At 59.1% G+C, this 16,906-nt stretch carries 12 protein-coding genes; 10 read left to right on the top strand and 2 right to left on the bottom strand.

The genetic code is table 11. The features are described from left to right. Positions 1–8 precede the first annotated feature (8 nt). The 10 genes from rfbB (at position 9) to P9230_RS20320 (ending at position 14,436) form a co-directional block, all read left to right on the top strand. Positions 9–1,175, top strand: coding sequence for a dTDP-glucose 4,6-dehydratase (rfbB, locus tag P9230_RS20365; protein ID WP_278120803.1), 1,167 nt, complete (start codon positions 9–11; stop codon positions 1,173–1,175). Then, positions 1,172–2,074, top strand: coding sequence for a dTDP-4-dehydrorhamnose reductase (gene rfbD / locus P9230_RS20360; protein WP_278120638.1), 903 nt, complete (start codon positions 1,172–1,174; stop codon positions 2,072–2,074). The genes rfbB and rfbD overlap by 4 nt, the downstream gene beginning before the upstream one ends. Next, positions 2,071–4,737, top strand: a complete 2,667-nt coding sequence (locus tag P9230_RS20355) for a glycoside hydrolase family 99-like domain-containing protein (RefSeq protein WP_278120637.1) — start codon at positions 2,071–2,073, stop codon at positions 4,735–4,737. Before rfbD ends, P9230_RS20355 begins: the two co-directional genes overlap by 4 nt. After that, positions 4,730–6,421, top strand: coding sequence for a rhamnan synthesis F family protein (locus P9230_RS20350; RefSeq protein WP_278120636.1), 1,692 nt, complete (start codon positions 4,730–4,732; stop codon positions 6,419–6,421). The genes P9230_RS20355 and P9230_RS20350 overlap by 8 nt, the downstream gene beginning before the upstream one ends. Positions 6,422–6,509: 88 nt before the next feature. Further along, positions 6,510–7,289 carry an ABC transporter permease gene (locus P9230_RS20345; RefSeq protein WP_278120635.1) on the top strand — a complete coding sequence of 260 codons (780 nt, stop codon included), beginning with the start codon at positions 6,510–6,512 and terminating at the stop codon, positions 7,287–7,289. 37 nt (positions 7,290–7,326) lie between these two features. Next, complete coding sequence (locus P9230_RS20340; RefSeq protein WP_278120634.1) at positions 7,327–8,766, top strand: ABC transporter ATP-binding protein; 1,440 nt, start codon at positions 7,327–7,329, stop codon at positions 8,764–8,766. A 5-nt stretch (positions 8,767–8,771) separates the two neighbouring features. Beyond that, positions 8,772–10,562, top strand: coding sequence for a sulfotransferase (locus P9230_RS20335; RefSeq protein WP_278120633.1), 1,791 nt, complete (start codon positions 8,772–8,774; stop codon positions 10,560–10,562). A 299-nt stretch (positions 10,563–10,861) separates the two neighbouring features. Further along, positions 10,862–12,898, top strand: coding sequence for a nucleoside-diphosphate sugar epimerase/dehydratase (locus tag P9230_RS20330; RefSeq protein WP_278120632.1), 2,037 nt, complete (start codon positions 10,862–10,864; stop codon positions 12,896–12,898). Positions 12,899–12,984: 86 nt separating this feature from the next. Continuing rightward, positions 12,985–13,896: a glycosyltransferase family 2 protein gene (locus P9230_RS20325; protein WP_278120631.1), complete on the top strand. Its 912-nt coding sequence runs from the start codon at positions 12,985–12,987 to the stop codon at positions 13,894–13,896. A 45-nt stretch (positions 13,897–13,941) separates the two neighbouring features. Beyond that, positions 13,942–14,436 (top strand): sugar transferase, encoded by a 495-nt coding sequence (locus P9230_RS20320; RefSeq protein WP_127243227.1) that lies wholly within the window; start codon positions 13,942–13,944, stop codon positions 14,434–14,436. Here the strand turns inward: P9230_RS20320 and P9230_RS20315 are convergent. Together P9230_RS20315 and P9230_RS20310 are read right to left on the bottom strand one after the other, a co-directional pair. Continuing rightward, complete coding sequence (locus tag P9230_RS20315; protein ID WP_278120630.1) at positions 14,424–15,359, bottom strand: NAD-dependent epimerase/dehydratase family protein; 936 nt, start codon at positions 15,357–15,359, stop codon at positions 14,424–14,426. The two genes, P9230_RS20320 and P9230_RS20315, sit on opposite strands and share 13 nt — an antisense overlap. Continuing rightward, a complete protein-coding gene (locus P9230_RS20310; protein WP_095800249.1) occupies positions 15,356–16,645 on the bottom strand; it encodes an O-antigen ligase in 1,290 nt (429 codons plus the stop codon). The genes P9230_RS20315 and P9230_RS20310 overlap by 4 nt, the downstream gene beginning before the upstream one ends. Positions 16,646–16,906 lie beyond the last annotated feature (261 nt).

Raw genomic sequence — 16,906 nt, 5'->3', positions numbered from 1 at the left:
AGGGCGGCATGAATTTCCTGGTCACCGGTGGCGCCGGCTTCATCGGCTCGGCCGTCTGCCGGCATCTGTGCGCCAACCCGGCCCACCGCGTCACCAATCTCGACAAACTGACCTATGCCGGCAACCTCGCTTCGCTCAGGCCGATCGAGAATGCGCATAATTACCGTTTCGAGCAGGCCGATATCTGCGACGAGCGAGCGGTGCTTGAGATTCTGCGCCGCGACGACATCGACATCGTCATGAACCTCGCCGCCGAGAGCCATGTCGACCGCTCGATCGACGGCCCCGGGGCCTTCATCGAAACCAACATCGTTGGCACCTACCGCATCCTGAACGCCGCGCTCGACTACTGGCGCGGGCTGTCGGGGGAGCGCAAGGCCGGCTTCCGCTTCCATCATGTCTCGACCGACGAGGTGTTCGGCGACTTGCCCTTCGAAGGCGGCATGTTCGTCGAGGAGACGCCCTATGCGCCGTCCTCGCCCTATTCGGCGTCCAAAGCCGCTTCCGACCATCTGGTGCGCGCCTGGCATGAGACCTACGGCCTGCCGGTGGTGCTCTCCAACTGTTCGAACAATTACGGCCCTTACCATTTCCCCGAAAAGCTGATCCCGCTTGTTATCCTCAACGCGCTCGACGAGAAGCCGCTGCCGGTTTACGGCGCCGGCGCCAATGTGCGCGACTGGCTGTTCGTCGAGGACCACGCCCGCGCGCTGGAACTGGTGGCGACGAAAGGGCGGCCGGGCGAGAGCTATAATGTCGGCGGCAATTCCGAGCGCACCAATCTCGGCGTCGTCGAGACGATCTGCGATCTGCTCGACCTGAGGCGCCCGCGCGCCGGCGGCATGAGCTACCGCGACCTGATCACCTTCGTCACCGACCGCCCTGGTCATGACCGCCGCTATGCGATCGACGCCTCCAAGATCGCGCGCGATCTCGGCTGGGCGCCGCGGGAGAATTTCGACAGCGGCCTGGCGAGGACGGTCGATTGGTATCTCGACAACAAATGGTGGTGGGCCCCGATCCGCGAGCAGCGCTACAATGGCGAGCGGCTGGGCCAGGGTCCAATGGGAAACCGCCCGATCGAGAACGGCGCGATGGAAGACGCGGCGATCGAAAACAGCCCGGTCAGGAAGGGCGGAAACGGGCAGGCCGAGACCAGGGAGGGCGCCGCGTGAGGCTTGCCGTCACCGGACGCGAGGGCCAGGTTGCCGCCAGCCTGATAGAGCGGGGCAGCAAGGATGTCGAGGTCGTTCCCGTCGGCCGGCCGGCGCTCGATCTGGCGCGCCCCGAGACGGTGTTTGCGGCGCTGGCAGAGGCAAGGCCCGACATCGTGGTTTCGGCCGCGGCCTATACGAATGTCGACCAGGCCGAGGACGAGAAGGAATTGGCCTTCGCGGTCAACGCCACCGGCGCCGGCAAGGTGGCTCAGGCGGCAGCAGGCCTCGGCGTCCCCGTCATCCATTTGTCGACCGACTATGTCTTCGACGGCGCCAAGGACGGCGCCTATGTCGAGACCGACGCGACCGCCCCGCTCGGCGTCTACGGCGCCTCCAAGCTCGCCGGCGAAAAGGCCGTGGCGGCGGCCAACCCGCGCCACCTCATCCTGCGCACCGCCTGGGTCTACAGCCCGTTCGGCAGGAATTTCGTCAAGACCATGCTCAGGCTGGCTAGCGACCGCGACGAGATTTCGGTCGTCGCCGACCAATGGGGCAATCCGACTTCGGCGCTCGACATCGCCGACGCCGTCCTGCATGCGGCGGCGAGGCTGCGGGACGACAAGAATTTCGCCGCCTTTGGTATCTACCATCTGACAGGCAGCGGCGAGACCAACTGGAGCGGCTTTGCCCGCCACATCCTCGACACAAGCCGGGCGTTTGGTGGCCCGTACGCGACGGTGCGCGATATCGCGACAGTGGATTATCCGACCAAGGCAAGGCGGCCGGCCAATTCGCGGCTGTCGAGCGCGAGGTTTGCGGACGTGTTTGGGTGGCAGGCGCCGGAGTGGCGGGTCGCGGTGGAAAGCGTGGTTCGCCGGCTGGGGGGCGGCGAGACGAAACAGGCATTGAGTGCATGAACGAAAACCCGTCCCCCGAGCAATTGCACGGCGCGAAGCCGCAGCCGGCCAATCAAGTCGCGCCGAAGAAGCGCGCAGGCGCCAAGCCGGCGAATACCAAGTCAGCGAAGGCCAAGCCGGCAGAGCGCACCTGCATCATGGTGCTCGGCATGCATCGTTCGGGCACGAGCGCGCTGACGAGGGCGATCAGCCTGCTGGGCGCGGAACTGCCGAAGAATTTGCTGGGGGCGAATCCGTCAAATCCCGCCGGACATTGGGAGCCGCAACGCCTGATCGAACTGCACGACCAGATGCTCGCCGAGGTCGGCAGTAGTTGGGACGATTGGCGCTCGTTCGACGTCAACGACCTTGGGACTGCGCGCCTGCAATTCTACAAGGCCGAGATCGCTAGGATAGTCGACGAGGAATATGGCAGCGCCTCGCTTTTCGTCCTGAAGGAACCTCGTATTTCGCGCTTCGTGCCGCTCTATGCGGAAGTTCTCGAACGAATGCATATCGATGTTCGCTACACGCTGGTCTTGCGCAATCCGCTGGCCGTGATCGCCTCACTGAAGAACCGGGACGGATTTACGGCAGGCTTCAGTTCTCTTCTTTGGCTTCGCCATGAACTGGATGCCGAGCGCGCGACCCGGGGACAGCCCCGCATCTTCTTGTCCTATGAAGGTTTGCTCGACGATTGGCGCTCGGGGATCCAGGGGATTACAAATTCTCTTGGAATCGACTGGCCACGCCCCCCAACGGAGTGGAAGACGCTACTCGCTGAGCATTTCTCGGCGGATCATCGACATTTTGCCGCAAGTGCGGACTTGCTCCAAGCCGATCCGCGGATTGTAGACTGGGTCAAAGATGCCTATGCGGCTTTGACAGTCCTGAAATCCGACGATGCTGACGCAGTTGCGCTCGAGAATCTTTATCGCATCAAGGCCGAGTTCGACGCCATGTCACCAATTTTCGGGGAAGCGTTCTTTCCCGAAATTGATGCGCGTCTTAGATTGCTGAATCAAGATAGGGTTGCACAAAAGCAATTGGCTGAACAGCGTGACGCCGAGGTTACCAAGCTTACGTCGGAATACGAGCAAAAGCCCTTGGAAGCTCAAATTCAGGCTGAGCAATTGGTGTCCGAAAAAGCTGAACTGCAGCGCTTGAAAGGAGAGGCGAGAAATATATCGCGGAAACTTCTAGAAGCGCAAAGCCTTATTGATGAGCAAAATCACGAAATACAGGCCCTTCAGGCGGAAAGGCGAGCGTTCGAGACCCAGTCCAACGAACCGTCCAACTTTGTACCGGACAGCGATGTTAATTCGCCGTCCTACCAAGCCTTTTCAAAGGAGCCAGAAAAGCAAGAGGCAGTAAGTGTATTTACCGACGAAGCTAAGCTTATTGCGTTTTACCTCCCTCAATTCCATCGAGTAAATGAGAATTCTGAATGGTGGGGGCCGGGTTTCACTGAGTGGACGAATGTGGCTCGCGCGACTCCAAATTTCGCCAGTCATAGCCAACCAAAGATACCACGCGATCTCGGGTACTACGACCTTACTCACCCTGGTGTTATGCGTGAGCAGGTAGAGCTAGCAAAACTCTATGGACTGCATGGCTTTTGCTTTTACCACTATTGGTTTAGCGGTAGAAGGATTCTAGAAAAACCGGTTGATCTTTTTATAAGGAGCGACATAAATTTCAGATTCTGTCTGTGTTGGGCTAACGAAAATTGGACCCGCGCTTGGGATGGCGATACAAAAAACATCTTGCTGCACCAGAAATACGCTGAGGGCGACGCCGAAGCATTCATCGATGGAATGATCGCTTACTTTAATGACCACAGGTACATCAAGATCAACGGGGCACCGCTGTTAGTGGTCTATCGAGCGAAGGACATACCCGATCCTAAGCGTTGGTTTTCGATATGGCGAGATCGCGTTGTCGCTCATGGATTTCCTGGTATCCACATCAGCGTGGTGGATTTTTACGATATATCTACACCTCAGGAAGTTGAAGCTGACTCTCTAGTTGAATTCCCACCTCATAAGTTTAACGGGCCTCAAAATCATCCCTCTGAATTTCCTTCTATCACGAATCCGAATTTCTCTGGCGGCATAGTTGACTATCGCAAGATGATCGCCCAAAGCGCCAATCGCCCAAGGCAATCCTTCGCTATGTTCAGAGGAATTATTCCAGGCTGGGACAATACGGCTCGCCGACAAAACAACCCAACCATAGTTATTAATTCAACTCCTAAGCTTTACAGCGAATGGCTTCGTTTCTTGCGCTTTCAAGCTCGGCAAGACCATCCCGATCCGGACAGCCGCTTTATATTCATAAACGCTTGGAATGAATGGGGTGAGGGGTGCTATCTGGAGCCCGACCAGCGATGGGGGCTCTCATATTTGGAGGAGACACTTCGCGGCAAGTACTTTGATGAAGGCACCGAGCCCGTTGGTATTGATGCTGCCCGGTCTCGTCTGTTCGACGAGATCGTTGCGCAAACGGAACATCAGGAAGTTCCCGGTGCGTCGTTGCCGAAAGAGGCGCTCGCAACCATCGTTCCTCCCAGCCAAATGGCAGTAAGAACATCAACTATCCTGCGTAGGTGGCCCATATTGCATTCGGCCGCTAGATACGTCTACCGCCGTTGGCATGAGAAGGCGCGCAGTTACTATGGATAAGGTGGCGATTGTAGCTCATTTTGACCCAAACGATTCCGTAGAGACTAATATTTTAGATTTGCTGGTTTGTCTTTCAACTACGTTCGATCGTACGGTTCTGGTAACGACTAGCAAAATCGAGCCTGATTTAGTGGAAGGCTTCCCGAATCTTACGGTAATAACTCGTCCAAATTTCGGATATGACTTCTACAGTTATCGTGTCGGGCTGACGTTCGCCCTGGAAAATTGGCAGATTGGAAGCGCGTTACTGGTAAATTCCAGCTTTGCGATCTTGTCTCGCGATACTTTTTGTAATGCCTTGAGAAGGATGTTGGAGCTGATCGATAGCCACGACGTTGTTGGGGCGACTGAGTCGCTGCAATTCTCGTGGCACATTCAATCATATTTGATGCTCTTGGGGCCGTGCATTCTGGAGCAGGCTTGGTTCCGTGCATTCCTTGGGAGCATAGAGCCGACGAGTTCGAAATTTGACACGATCGCGAGATTTGAGCTTGGGCTGTCCGTTGGGTTGAAGCGCAACAACGCCAAAGTCACAACCTTGCTTCGACCAGACCTGGTAAAACTCGGCAGCGTCGACGATTACTGGGTCCATGACAGCGAAGAAAAACATGTGGCCGCCCAATCTTCTGTTTCCAACGTCCACTCTCTGCCGCAGAAATTTAACCCGGTGCACCACTTGGCGGGGCTTATCGCGCGCCAACTAGGTTACGTCAAGTTTGAGGTGTTGAGGGACAATCCCCACAAGGTCGATCTGTCGTTTGTCGACGAACTTTGCGAACCAAGTCGCCTTAGCGAGATGCAGGAAATGGTTGGCCGTAGCCGTCTAAACTATAATCGAGGAACTGACAACCTTTCCGCCCTTAAATCAGATAGTGGGCCTATTCCGTCGTTCAAGCTTGCGCGCTGGCGCCGAACGAATGCTGGGGGAGTTGGTGTCGCAGTAGTCTTGCATCTGTACTATGCGGAAATGATTCCTGACATATACCGGTTCTTGAAGAATATCGTTTTGCCGTTCGATCTCCATGTTACGACACCGTTTGAAGGCGATGCTACAGAGATATTTTCGATTTTTTCCAAGTTGGCCCAGAGCGTTTCGATCTACTGCTCGGAGAATCGAGGTCGCGATATCGGTCCATTCGTTTCGATCTATCGCAGCGGTGTGCTGGACCGATATGATGCCGTCCTGAAAATGCATTCCAAAAAGAGCACCTACAGCACTAACGGCTCCTTTTGGAGGGATCGGTTATATCAATCGGTCGCTGGCGATTCCCTGACGGCTCTAAGATCCGTGGATCTGATCAAGTCCGGTAAGGTCGGCGTAGTCGGCCCACACCGTTACTACCTTACCAATGATCGTTTCTGGGGCGCTAACCGCGAAACGATGCGCCGGTTGCTGAGCGAGATGGCTGCGCTCGACTCCGGGGAGGATCTAAAGCTGGGCTTCTTCGCGGGTTCGATGTTTTGGTTCGCGCCACGAGCGTTGGAGCCGTTAAAGGATGTTCCTGAAGCGAGCCTGCCTTTCGAACAGGAAAACGGTCAGCAAGACGGCACGCTCGCCCATGCGATAGAAAGGGTCTTTTGCCCGATTGCGCGTAGTAGGGGCTTCACCGCATCGAGCGTCATTCTTGGCGGGAAGGATATCCAAGGATTTTCGTCAGTCGAGAACGACGTACCAGTATTGTGAGACGTAATCGGCGCAATGCAGGCAAGGTTCTCGATCGAGAGAGTCCATCCGTGGATTTTCCAGACCAAGGAAGAAACAGAGTGAAGCCATGGCGTTGATACTCCCCTTGATCCGTCGCGAGATCGCTGGTCGATATCGAGGTTCGATGCTCGGCCTACTTTGGTCACTCCTCAATCCGCTGTTCATGTTGGCTGTATACACCTTCGTTTTCGGCGTGGTGATGAAGTCGCGTTGGACGATGCCGGATCAACACAACGCCACGCATTCTACTGGTGAGTTTGCCGTCATCCTCTTCTGCGGACTAATCGTCTTTCAATTCTTCGCCGAGGTAATTTCGTTGTCGCCCGGACTGATCGTTGCCAATTCAAACTACGTGAAGAAGATTGTCTTCCCAATTCAAATACTTCCCGTGGTTTCGGCGGGTGCGGCGTTGTTTCATGCGGCTGTTAGTCTGGTGGTGCTGCTTGTCTTCGCCTATGTGGTTTTCGGTAGTGTTCCGCTTACGGTGTTTCTTGCACCTGTGGTGTTCGCGCCGTTTGTCGTGATGGTGATCGGTGTAGCGTGGACGTTGGCATCAATCGGTGTCTACTTCCGCGATATGAGCCAGATCGTGTCGCCGTTGGTGACGGCGACGATGTTTCTCTCTCCGGTTTTCTTCCAGAGGACTGCTCTGCCGTCTTGGCTACGGCCTTGGCTTTCGCTCAACCCTCTTGCAATCCCGGTAGAGAGTTTCCGCAACGTGGTTCTCTTTGGCGTCGCGCCGGATTGGCCGGCGCTGGGTTATTATTCCCTTGTGGCGATCGCAGTTGCCTTGCTTGGTTATCAATTCTTCCAGAAGACCCGCAGGGGCTTTGCCGATGTCCTCTGATAGGGCCGGCGTCCGGGGTTCGGGCGTTGCCGTCCGCGTGCGCGACGTCTCGAAACATTACGTCATGTTCGAGCGGCCGGAGGATCGTTTCAAGCAGATGGTGGTGCCGCGTCTTGAGCGCCTGATTGGCCGGCCGCCTCGCCGCTATTTTCGCGATTTCGCCGCTCTATCGGGTGTTTCGTTGGAGATCGGACGTGGCGAGACGGTCGGCATCATCGGCCGCAACGGGTCTGGGAAGTCGACGCTGTTGCAGATCATCTGCGGTACGCTGCAGCCGACCAGCGGCTCTGTCGAGGTCAATGGCCGCATCGCCGCTTTACTGGAACTCGGCGCTGGCTTCAATCCGGAGTTCACCGGTCGCGAGAACGTTTTTCTCAACGCCTCAATCCTTGGTGTCCCACGCAAGGAGATGGAGTGGCGTTTCGACGATATCGCGCGCTTTGCCGACATTGGCTCCTTCATCGACCAGCCGGTCAAGACCTATTCGTCGGGCATGTATGTGCGGCTGGCATTTGCTACGGCGATCAATGTCGACCCGGACATCTTGGTCGTGGATGAAGCGCTTGCAGTGGGCGACGAAGCCTTTCAGCGCAAATGCTTTGCTCGTATCGAGCAGATCAAGGATAACGGCGGCACTATCCTCTTCGTGAGCCACGGGGCCCAGACCATCGTGCAACTGTGCTCGAGGGCGATTCTAATGGATGCAGGAGAACTCATTCTGCAGGGCCGACCTAAAACGATAGTGGCGCAGTATCAGCGCCTAGTCAACGCGAGCCCAGAGGCCGCCAGCGAGATCCGAACGGGTATAGTCGAGGCGGCTGGGATCCTGAGGGCGTCCGACCAGAATCAAGAACTCAATAGGGCTGCAATCTCCGGAGGATCGGGGACTGAAGCAGGAGTTGGCGAAGTCACAAGCGGAGAGCGTATCGACCGTCACCAGGATAGGACAACAGGAGTTCTGAAATACGCTGATTACTTCGATCCGGCACTGACTCCGCAATCGACGGTGTATTTGGAGGAGCGGGGTGCTCGCATTGAAGAAGCTCGCATTTTGACCATGTCCGGCGAGCGAGTGAACGTGCTGCAACTGGGAAAGCGTTACATTTTTGAGTATCTTGTTAGCTTCTCGGTCGATGCCAACAATGTCGGATTTGGGATGTTTGTTAAGACTTTGAATGGCACCGGATTGGGGGGGGCCAATTCCAAGAGCGATATCGGTCTACAAATAAAATCGGTATCAAGAGGTTCCATTCGCCGTGTTCGGTACGAGTTCGGGTGTGGATTTCTTCCTGGTGCCTATGCGGTAAATTGTGGCGTGACTGGTTCTGTGGCCGGAGATGGCTTTGTTATGCATAGAATTATAGATGCAGAACTTTTTCGTGTCGCAGCGGAGCCGAATATGATTGGCACCGGCTTTTTTAACATTGACCCTATGTTGACAGTTTCGGCTGAGAGCGAATTTGGTGCAAAAGCATAGCTAAGATGCTCGAAACTTTTTTTAAACGGCTTCGCTCTGGTCAAAGCTTCTCAGAAACGCGCCCGGTGACGCAAGCGGGAACGCAAAATTACGAGAACGTCTCGGTCGTATTCGTCTGTCAGGCCGGTGAGTGGGAAATTAAGGCATTGCTGCTCGCAGCGTCGCTCCGCCGGTGGTGCGGAAATGCGATAGAACTCATTGCCTGCGTTCCAGGACCGACGGAGGTGTGGGGTGAGCTAAGTGCCGAGACGAAACTCCAACTGAAGCTCTTAGGAGTTCGGCAGCAGTCGATCGTCAATGCCTGGGGGAGGGAATTTTCTCATGCTAATAAAATAAGTTGTCTGCGTGTGCCGGTGGCTCGTCCCATTATAGCATTTTTAGACTCTGACATTTTGTGTCTGGGTGAACCGGATTTTAGCCATCCAGGAAAGGATCGTATACGAATCAAGTTAGCCGATGCCGCGCCTTTTGAGAATGATGTCGAGGTATGGAAGAGGATATATGCGGTTTGCGGGGTAGATTTTCCGGATTATCGATATCCAATGACTGCAACGTCTCAGTATACGTTGCCATTTTTTAATAGCGGAGTGATGGTTGTCGAGAGTTCGTTTGCGAAGAAACTTGCCGACGAATGGGAGCGCCTGAGTGCCGTAATAAGATTGGCGGGCAACCTTCCGGATAGGCGCCTGTGGAGTGATCAGCTCGGCCTTGCCGTCGCCTTTCAAAACCTCGGTATCAAACCACAAGTGATGGATTTTAGACAAAACCATCCAACGCATCTAATGCCGTTATCGCTGTTTCCAGACGTTCGACTATCACATTATCATTGGCCGACGGTTTTGCGGGAGGAACCCAAGTTAGTTGCCGAATTGAAGTATTATGTTGGCGCGTCTGCTGAGGTCCGTAAGGTGATTGAGGCCAACTCTGAGTGGTCAGGGATTCTAGGATCGAGAAAACGTACTGGTGGCAGAGAGAATGTTCAACCCAACACGTTGCTCATAACAGGAATTTCGAGGAGCGGCACCAGCTATCTGTGCCAACTCGTTGATACCTTAAGTAATGCCATGGCGTTGAACGAAACGCCAGAATTGGTGACCAGTCTGCTAGGTCAGGGACCCGCCTGGGGTCTTGCCACCTATTTGCGACGAATCCGCAGATTGGTTGCTGAAGGGCTGCCTATAACCAACAAGGTATTGAATGGAAGCGTCATTAACGACACGGCAGTGCGCGACGAGCTTTCAACGTACATCCCCCCCGTGGACAGCGAGGATTTCACTCTCGCTGCCAAGAATACATTTGCCTTTCTTTCCAGTTTGCCACGTATCCGCCGCGTTCTGCCCGAGGCTCGCATCGCGGTGTGCGTTCGCAATCCGATCGACACTATAGCGTCTTGGAAGGCCAGCTTCCCGCATTTGCTTAATGCAGACACCAGTGTACGACCGGTTGGAAATGCAAACGATCCATGGATTTCGCCAGCCCGCAGTGCGGAACTGCGTTCGATCGCGGAGACTCAGAATTTGGCCAACAGGCGTGCCATGCTGTGGCGCTACCTTGCTGAACGCGTACTCGAAGATCGTGGAAATCATGTGCTGGTGAAGTACGAGGATTTGGTTGTCGATCCCCCGGCACAGTTACGCCGGATCCTCGGTAACTGGGATGCTGGTACGCCAAGTCAACCCATCACGTCTGGGCGTGCGCGCTCCAAACGTCATGTTTTGGATGAGGAGGATCTTATTGCGGTATCTACAATTTGCGCCGATGTGGCCGCAGAATTGGGCGTTTGGGAATGCAGTTAAAGCTCGAGTCGCGGACCAGGACAAATGGAATTGGAAATGAAGCTGCGATAAATTGCAGCGGCAGAGGACACAGGCATCCCTGCGCGAAGTTATTTCCGGCTACGCAGTACTGTTGTCTAGGATGTCGATCGAGACCCTCTCGCACTCCCCAAAAAAACCCTAGCTCTCCCCCCAAGTCCGCGCTAATGCGATAACAGGGTGACGGGGTTGGGGATTTGCAATCTGGAGTGGCGGCGGACGGTGTTCTGTCCCGCGCCGTTCTGGTAATATTTCCCGCGCCTGGAGTTCAGTACTACCCTATGACCGCCTATGTAGAAGCCGTATCGGGCCTGCGACCGAAGATGCGGCGCGCCATCATCATGGTCCAGGACCTCGTCATGGTCCTGATCGCGGTGGCGCTCAGCCTCACGCTCTCGCAGTCGCGGCTTTCCTTCGATGCGTTCTCCTCCGGCGGGCTGGCCTGCTGGGCGCTGATCGTGCTCCTTGCCCATTTCCTGTTTCGCACCTGCGGCCTCTACAGCACCGTCTGGCGCTTTGCCTCGACGCCCGACTTCTTCAACATCCTGAAGGGCTGCGGCAGCCTGACGGTGGTTCTCTATCTGGCCTCGATTGCCTTCCGCTCCTTTTTCCAGCCGGTCGCCGGCCTCAACGAGCGCCAGTTCATCGTCTTCTTCCTGGTCTCCTTCACCATCATTTCGGCACCCAGGCTCTACTATCGCTTCCTGCGCGACGGCGCGTCCTGGCGCATCCTGCGCCGCGCCGCCGGCGATGCGTCGATCAAGCAGGCGCTGTTCATCGGCCGGCTGAGCGAGGCCGACGTGATCGTCCGCTTCACCCGCACGGCGGTGCCGGCCGAATATGCCATTGCCGGCATCATGGCCACGGAGGCCGGCGCGCCGCTCGGCACGCAGATCCAGGGCGTTCCGGTCGTGGCGCTGCGGCCGCGTCTGGTCGAGGTGCTGGAAGAATATGTCAAGGGCACGGAAAACCTCGACCTCCTGATCTTCGGCAAGGGGGTCGAGCGCGAGATCGAGGACTATGCCGAGCTGGTGCGCGTCGCCCGCCACAGCGGCATCGCGGTCGTCCAGTTCTCCGGTCTTTCGGAATTGGGGCAGGGCGGCAAGCTGGTTCTCGATGCCGTCGAGATGGAAACCATCATGCGCCGTTCGGCGGTCGCCACCGACATCGCGCGCATCGGTGCCTTCGTCGGCGGCAAGCGCGTGCTGGTCACCGGCGGGGCCGGCTCCATCGGCCGTGTGCTGGTCAAGCGCGCGCTGGAGCTCGGCGCCGAGGCGGTGCTGGTGGCCGACAATTCCGAGTTCGGCATCTTCCAGCTCGATCAGATCATCGACGAGAAAGACCGCGACCGGCTGGCCAGCCGCATCGTCGATGTCACCGACCGGCCGCACATGATGCGCCTCGTCAGCGAGTTCAAACCCGCGATCATCTTTCACGCCGCGGCGCTGAAGCATGTGCCGCTTCTGGAAGAGAACTGGGAAGCGGCGATCGAGACCAATGTCTTCGGCACGCTCGCCTGCGCCGAGGTCGCGGCCGAATGCGGGGTGCCGCAGTTCCTGCTGATTTCCAGCGACAAGGCCGTCGACCCGAGCTCGGTGCTTGGCGTCACCAAGCGCGCGGCCGAGCAGATCGTCTCCTCGCTGCATGAAACCCACGCCGCGCCGTCGCCTTTCCCTGCCGGCGGGCTGAACGGCCACCATGCCGGCACCCCAACTGTGCGTCGTCCCGGCACCAAATTCATCGCCGTGCGCTTCGGCAATGTCTTCGGCTCCAACGGCTCGGTGGCGACCATCTTCCAGGCGCAGATCGAGGCCGGCGGGCCTGTCACCATCACCGACCGGCGCATGACGCGCTATTTCATGACGGTGGCCGAGGCCGTCGATCTCGTCATCATGTCGGCCGCCGATGCCGAGCGGCGCCAGGGCAGGGACGACTACGCCATCTACATGCTCGACATGGGCAAGCCCGTGCCGATCCTCGAAGTCGCCGAAACCATGATCCGCATGGCCGGCAAAAGCCCCTATACCGACATTCCGATCCGCTTCACCGGCATCAGGCCCGGGGAGAAGCTGCACGAGGCGCTGCATGGCGAAAGCGAGGAGGTCGTCGAGCTCGACATCGCCAAGATCTTCGGCCTCAGGACCGACGTCGTCGAGTGGCCGAGGATTGAGGCCGCGCTGCCGGCGCTGGTGGCCGCCATACGGGACCAGGACAAGGCCGCGGCGCTCGCGATCCTGGCCGGGCTCTACCGGGCAGGGCAAGGCATTGGCGGCGCGCCCGAGCGGGCGGTGCCGAAAGCGGCTGGACAGATCGGTTAGGCCTGTGCCGCCCTCCCGCAATTGGCTATTGAAGCCTGTTCGAATGCCCTGCGGGTTCTGAAGCAGTGACCGGAAAAGATCAGCGCGTGGCCGTTCTCATGGGCACGAGGGATGGCGCCGCCTATATCGGCGAGCAGTTGCAATCCTTGCTCGCCCAATCATGGCCCCATGTCGATCTCTGGGTTTCCGACGACGGCTCGACGGACGCCACGCTCGCGATCCTCGAGGCGTGGCGGTCCCGCTGGAACAAGGGCTCCCTTACCGTGGTGCAGGGCCCGCGAAACGGCTTCGCAGCCAACTTCCGCTCGATGATCATCGAGCCGCGCGTCGATGCCGATTACTACGCCTTTTGCGACCAGGACGATGTCTGGGAGCCGGACCGGCTGGAGAGCGCCATTCGCTGGATGGAGACACAGGATATGGCAATGCCGCTGCTGTTCTGCTCCCGCACGGCGACCATTTCCGAGACCGGCGTCCCGGCCGGCCATTCGCCGCTGTTCCGGCGCCCGCCGTCCTTCCGCAACGCCCTGGTGCAGAGCATCGCCGGCGGCAACACCATGCTCTTCAACCGCGCGGCGCGCGACCTTCTGGCAAAGGCCTCGGCAAGAACCGAATTCGTCAGCCATGACTGGTGGGCCTATCTTGTCGTGACCGCCGCCGGCGGCACGGTCCGCTACGAGCCGCGGCCGCTGGTCAGATACCGGCAGCACGGGGCGAACCTGGTCGGCGCCAACGTCTCCTGGAAGGCGAGGCTTTCGAGGCTCGGGCGGCTGTTCCAGGGCCAGTTCGCCACCTGGACGGACAGCAATCTCAGAGGCCTTGCCGTCAACCGCGACCTCGTTACACGCGATGCAGCACGTTGCCTTCGCCTCTTCATCAGGGCGCGCAAGGGCAATGCTCTCAGGCGCTTCCGCCTGCTCGGCAAAAGCGGCGTCTACCGGCAGACCCTGATGGGCACGCTCGGCCTCTACCTTGCCTTTCTTTGGCGGAGGATCTGAGCCGTGACGGCTAAGCGGGCTTTCGACCTGACTATCGCGGCCGTCATGCTGGCGGTTACGTCTCCCGTTGTGCTGATCGCCATGCTGGCGGTCAGGGCGACGTCATCCGGACCGGCCATCTTTTCGCAGCCGCGCGTCGGGCGCGGCGGCGCTGTCTTTGCCTGCCACAAGCTGCGCACCATGCATCGCAACACCCCGTCCTTGCCCACGCACGAGGCGCCTGCCGGGTCGGTCACCGCGGTGGGCAGGGTGCTGCGCGCGACCAAGATCGATGAGCTGCCGCAGCTCTGGAATGTGCTCAAGGGCGAGATGAGCCTTGTCGGTCCCCGTCCGTGCCTGCCGACGCAAACGGAGCTGATCGGCCACCGGCGGCGGCTGGGCGTGCTTTCGGCGCTTCCGGGCATCACTGGGCTGGCGCAGATCAAGGGCATCGACATGTCCGATCCGAAACTCTGCGCCGAGACCGACGCTGCCTATCTGAAGGCCGCTTCGATCGGCCTCGACCTCAGAATATTGCTGGGGACATTCTACCGGGCCTGAGCGGCCTTCTTTCGCGCCAATTCCTCAAGCCGGCCGAGCGTATCGGCTTCCGGCATCCAACCTTCCGCGGCCAGCAGCGACGGATCGCAGATCTGGGTCGCGGTCAAGGCTTGCCATGATGCCTGCCTGCCGAGCAGCCTTACCGCCAGCCGCAGCGGCATCCCAGGCATGGGAAAAAGCCGCGGCGGACGGCCGAAACCACGCCGGAACGCGGCAATGATTTCGGACGTCGCAAGAGGGGCGGCGTTGCCCGCGACATAGGCCGGGTGGAGCGGTCCCGGACGGCTGACAAGGTGCAGCACCGCGCCCGCCGCGGTGTCGGACGCGATCAGAGAGCGCACACCCGCCAGCACGCCGGTCGGCAGCGGCAGGGCGGTGTCGGCAAGCCGCATCAGCGCTGCCATGTTGCCCCTCATGCTCTCCCCATAGACGGGCGGCAGGCGCAGTGCCGTGGCATCCGGGCGTCCGGCGTAAGCCTCGATCATCCTGATCTCGCCTTCCCGCTTGGATCGGCCATAGGCGCATTGCGGGGCAGGGGCCATCGCCTCGTTGATCGTGCCGCTGAAGCCGGGACCCGCCACGGCCCGGATCGAGGAAAGATAGATGAAGCGCCCGCCGCAACGTGCGGCCGCGGCCTTGGCCAGCCGCGCGGTCAGCATCGCATTGGCGGCCTGGTAGTCGGCGTCGCTGGCGTTCCGATCGTTGTTCAGCGCCGCGCAGTGGACGACATGGCTCACGCCGCGCATCGGTGCCAGGAAGGCGTCGTCCGGCGCATCGGCGCCAGGCAGCGCAAAGACCTCGCCCGCAGCCTGCAGTCGTTCTGGCCGGCGGGACGCAATGCGTATGTCGAAGCCGGCCTGACGCAGCCGGCCGGTCACCTGGCGTCCGATCAGCCCCGTCGCCCCGGTGACCAGGACCTTCATGTTCGCCGGCCGGCGGCCGAAGGAATGGCTGCGCTCTTGCCGGTCGGCGGCACCGTTCGTCCGCAAGCCAAGTAGGTTCCCGAAACCAGGAACACCATCAGCGTCGAATCGAGAAGGTCCTGGCCGACCAGGATACCGGTCAGCCCGCCTATGAGATAGGTGACGACCGTGACGATGATCATCGTTGCGCCGAACCGTTCCGCTGGGCCGGCGCTGCGGAGCAGCGCTCTTGCCGCGTTCCAGGCCGCGACGACGAAGATCGCCGCCAAGGCGAACGCCCCTAACAAACCGGCCTGCACCGCCGCGGTCAGAAAACCGCTATGGTAATGGTTGTAGCCTGCGTCCATGCCGAATTGATCGTGAAAACCCTGTTTCATCAGCGCCCGGCTGCCTGTGATGCCATGTCCGAAAATCGGAGCCTCGTGAAACGCCTTCGTGCCGATCTCCCACATCGCCACCCGCAGTCCAAGCGCCGTCGTATGGTCGTTCTTGGTGGTGAGCGCATCCAAGTCGCTGAAAAGGAAGTCAGCGCGATTGGCAATGACGGGAAACGCGATCGCGGCGAGCAGCAGGCAGGCGCCGCCGGCAATCAGCGCAATGCGCGCGAGTTTCAACCCGCTGAGCCGGCGCCGGTTGATCGAGAGCACGGCGATGCCCGCCAGCAGCAGCGCCAGCCAGATGATGCGGGAGCCCGAATAAAGCACCGCCAAGCTGCCCGACAGCGCAGCGAGAGTCAGCAGCTTCCAGCGCTTCTCGATCCCCGACAGCGCGCCTGCGAGGCTCATCGCCGCGGCCAGGCAGGTCACCGTCGCGAATACGATGGCATTCCCGGCACCGCCTTCGGCCCTGGTGCCGATCCAGTAATACTGAACGACGGCGAGCAGCAGCGCGCCGAAACATGCCGCGGCGCTCGCCAGCACGACGATGCGCACAAGCACGGTCTTTTCCGTGATGCTCCAGGTCGAATAGGAGATCGGAAAGAAGAGGAAAGTGATCAGCGGCAGGAACAACCGCAGATCCGCCGCCAGCGTGCCGTTGACGATCGAAGCAAGGACGATGGCCGCGCAATAGGCACAGATCGCCACCGTCATGGCAAGCATCGACCGGTCGATGTTGAACCGCCGCCGTCTGATGGCGAGCAGAAACACGGACCAGAGCGCGCCGCCGTTGAAAACGAAGCTGACCACCGATCCCAGCACGGGCGGCGAGAAGAAGCAGACGATCGAGAAATAGATGTTGATCTGTGTCGGCGTGAGATGCCGCCGAAGCGATGTAAACGGGTTCAATGCCTTGCTTCGCAATCTTCCAGGTTGTGCGCAGACCCGCCGGGGTACCGAACAATTGGCCCTGACCGATCCCGTTCTGCCGCGCCTCGCCTGCTCCCGCGCCGGTATAGCGGCTGGCTCCGATCTCCGATAGGGCGACCGAAGGATGTCCAGCCAAAAATCGGCGGCGTGGACGAAAGCTCTTGGAAGTCAACCTAGCCGATCGAAGCAAATAGGTTTGTTCGGCCCCTTTCAATTGCTCGGCTTGTCTGGGAGAATTTT

The sequence above is a fragment of the Mesorhizobium sp. WSM4887 genome (genome assembly GCF_029625865.1).
Lineage (GTDB): Bacteria > Pseudomonadota > Alphaproteobacteria > Rhizobiales > Rhizobiaceae > Mesorhizobium.
This window is presented reverse-complemented; position numbering and strand designations above follow the sequence as displayed.

What these genes read in the sequence shown, in the direction of transcription:
- rfbB (WP_278120803.1), top strand. Translation starts at nt 9, where the DNA reads ATGAATTTCCTGGTCACCGGTGGCGCCGGCTTCATCGGCTCGGCCGTC.
- P9230_RS20355 (WP_278120637.1), top strand. Translation starts at nt 2,071, where the DNA reads ATGAACGAAAACCCGTCCCCCGAGCAATTGCACGGCGCGAAGCCGCAG.
- P9230_RS20350 (WP_278120636.1), top strand. Translation starts at nt 4,730, where the DNA reads ATGGATAAGGTGGCGATTGTAGCTCATTTTGACCCAAACGATTCCGTA.
- P9230_RS20345 (WP_278120635.1), top strand. Translation starts at nt 6,510, where the DNA reads ATGGCGTTGATACTCCCCTTGATCCGTCGCGAGATCGCTGGTCGATAT.
- P9230_RS20335 (WP_278120633.1), top strand. Translation starts at nt 8,772, where the DNA reads ATGCTCGAAACTTTTTTTAAACGGCTTCGCTCTGGTCAAAGCTTCTCA.
- P9230_RS20330 (WP_278120632.1), top strand. Translation starts at nt 10,862, where the DNA reads ATGACCGCCTATGTAGAAGCCGTATCGGGCCTGCGACCGAAGATGCGG.
- P9230_RS20320 (WP_127243227.1), top strand. Translation starts at nt 13,942, where the DNA reads ATGCTGGCGGTTACGTCTCCCGTTGTGCTGATCGCCATGCTGGCGGTC.
- P9230_RS20315 (WP_278120630.1), bottom strand. Translation starts at nt 15,359, where the DNA reads ATGAAGGTCCTGGTCACCGGGGCGACGGGGCTGATCGGACGCCAGGTG.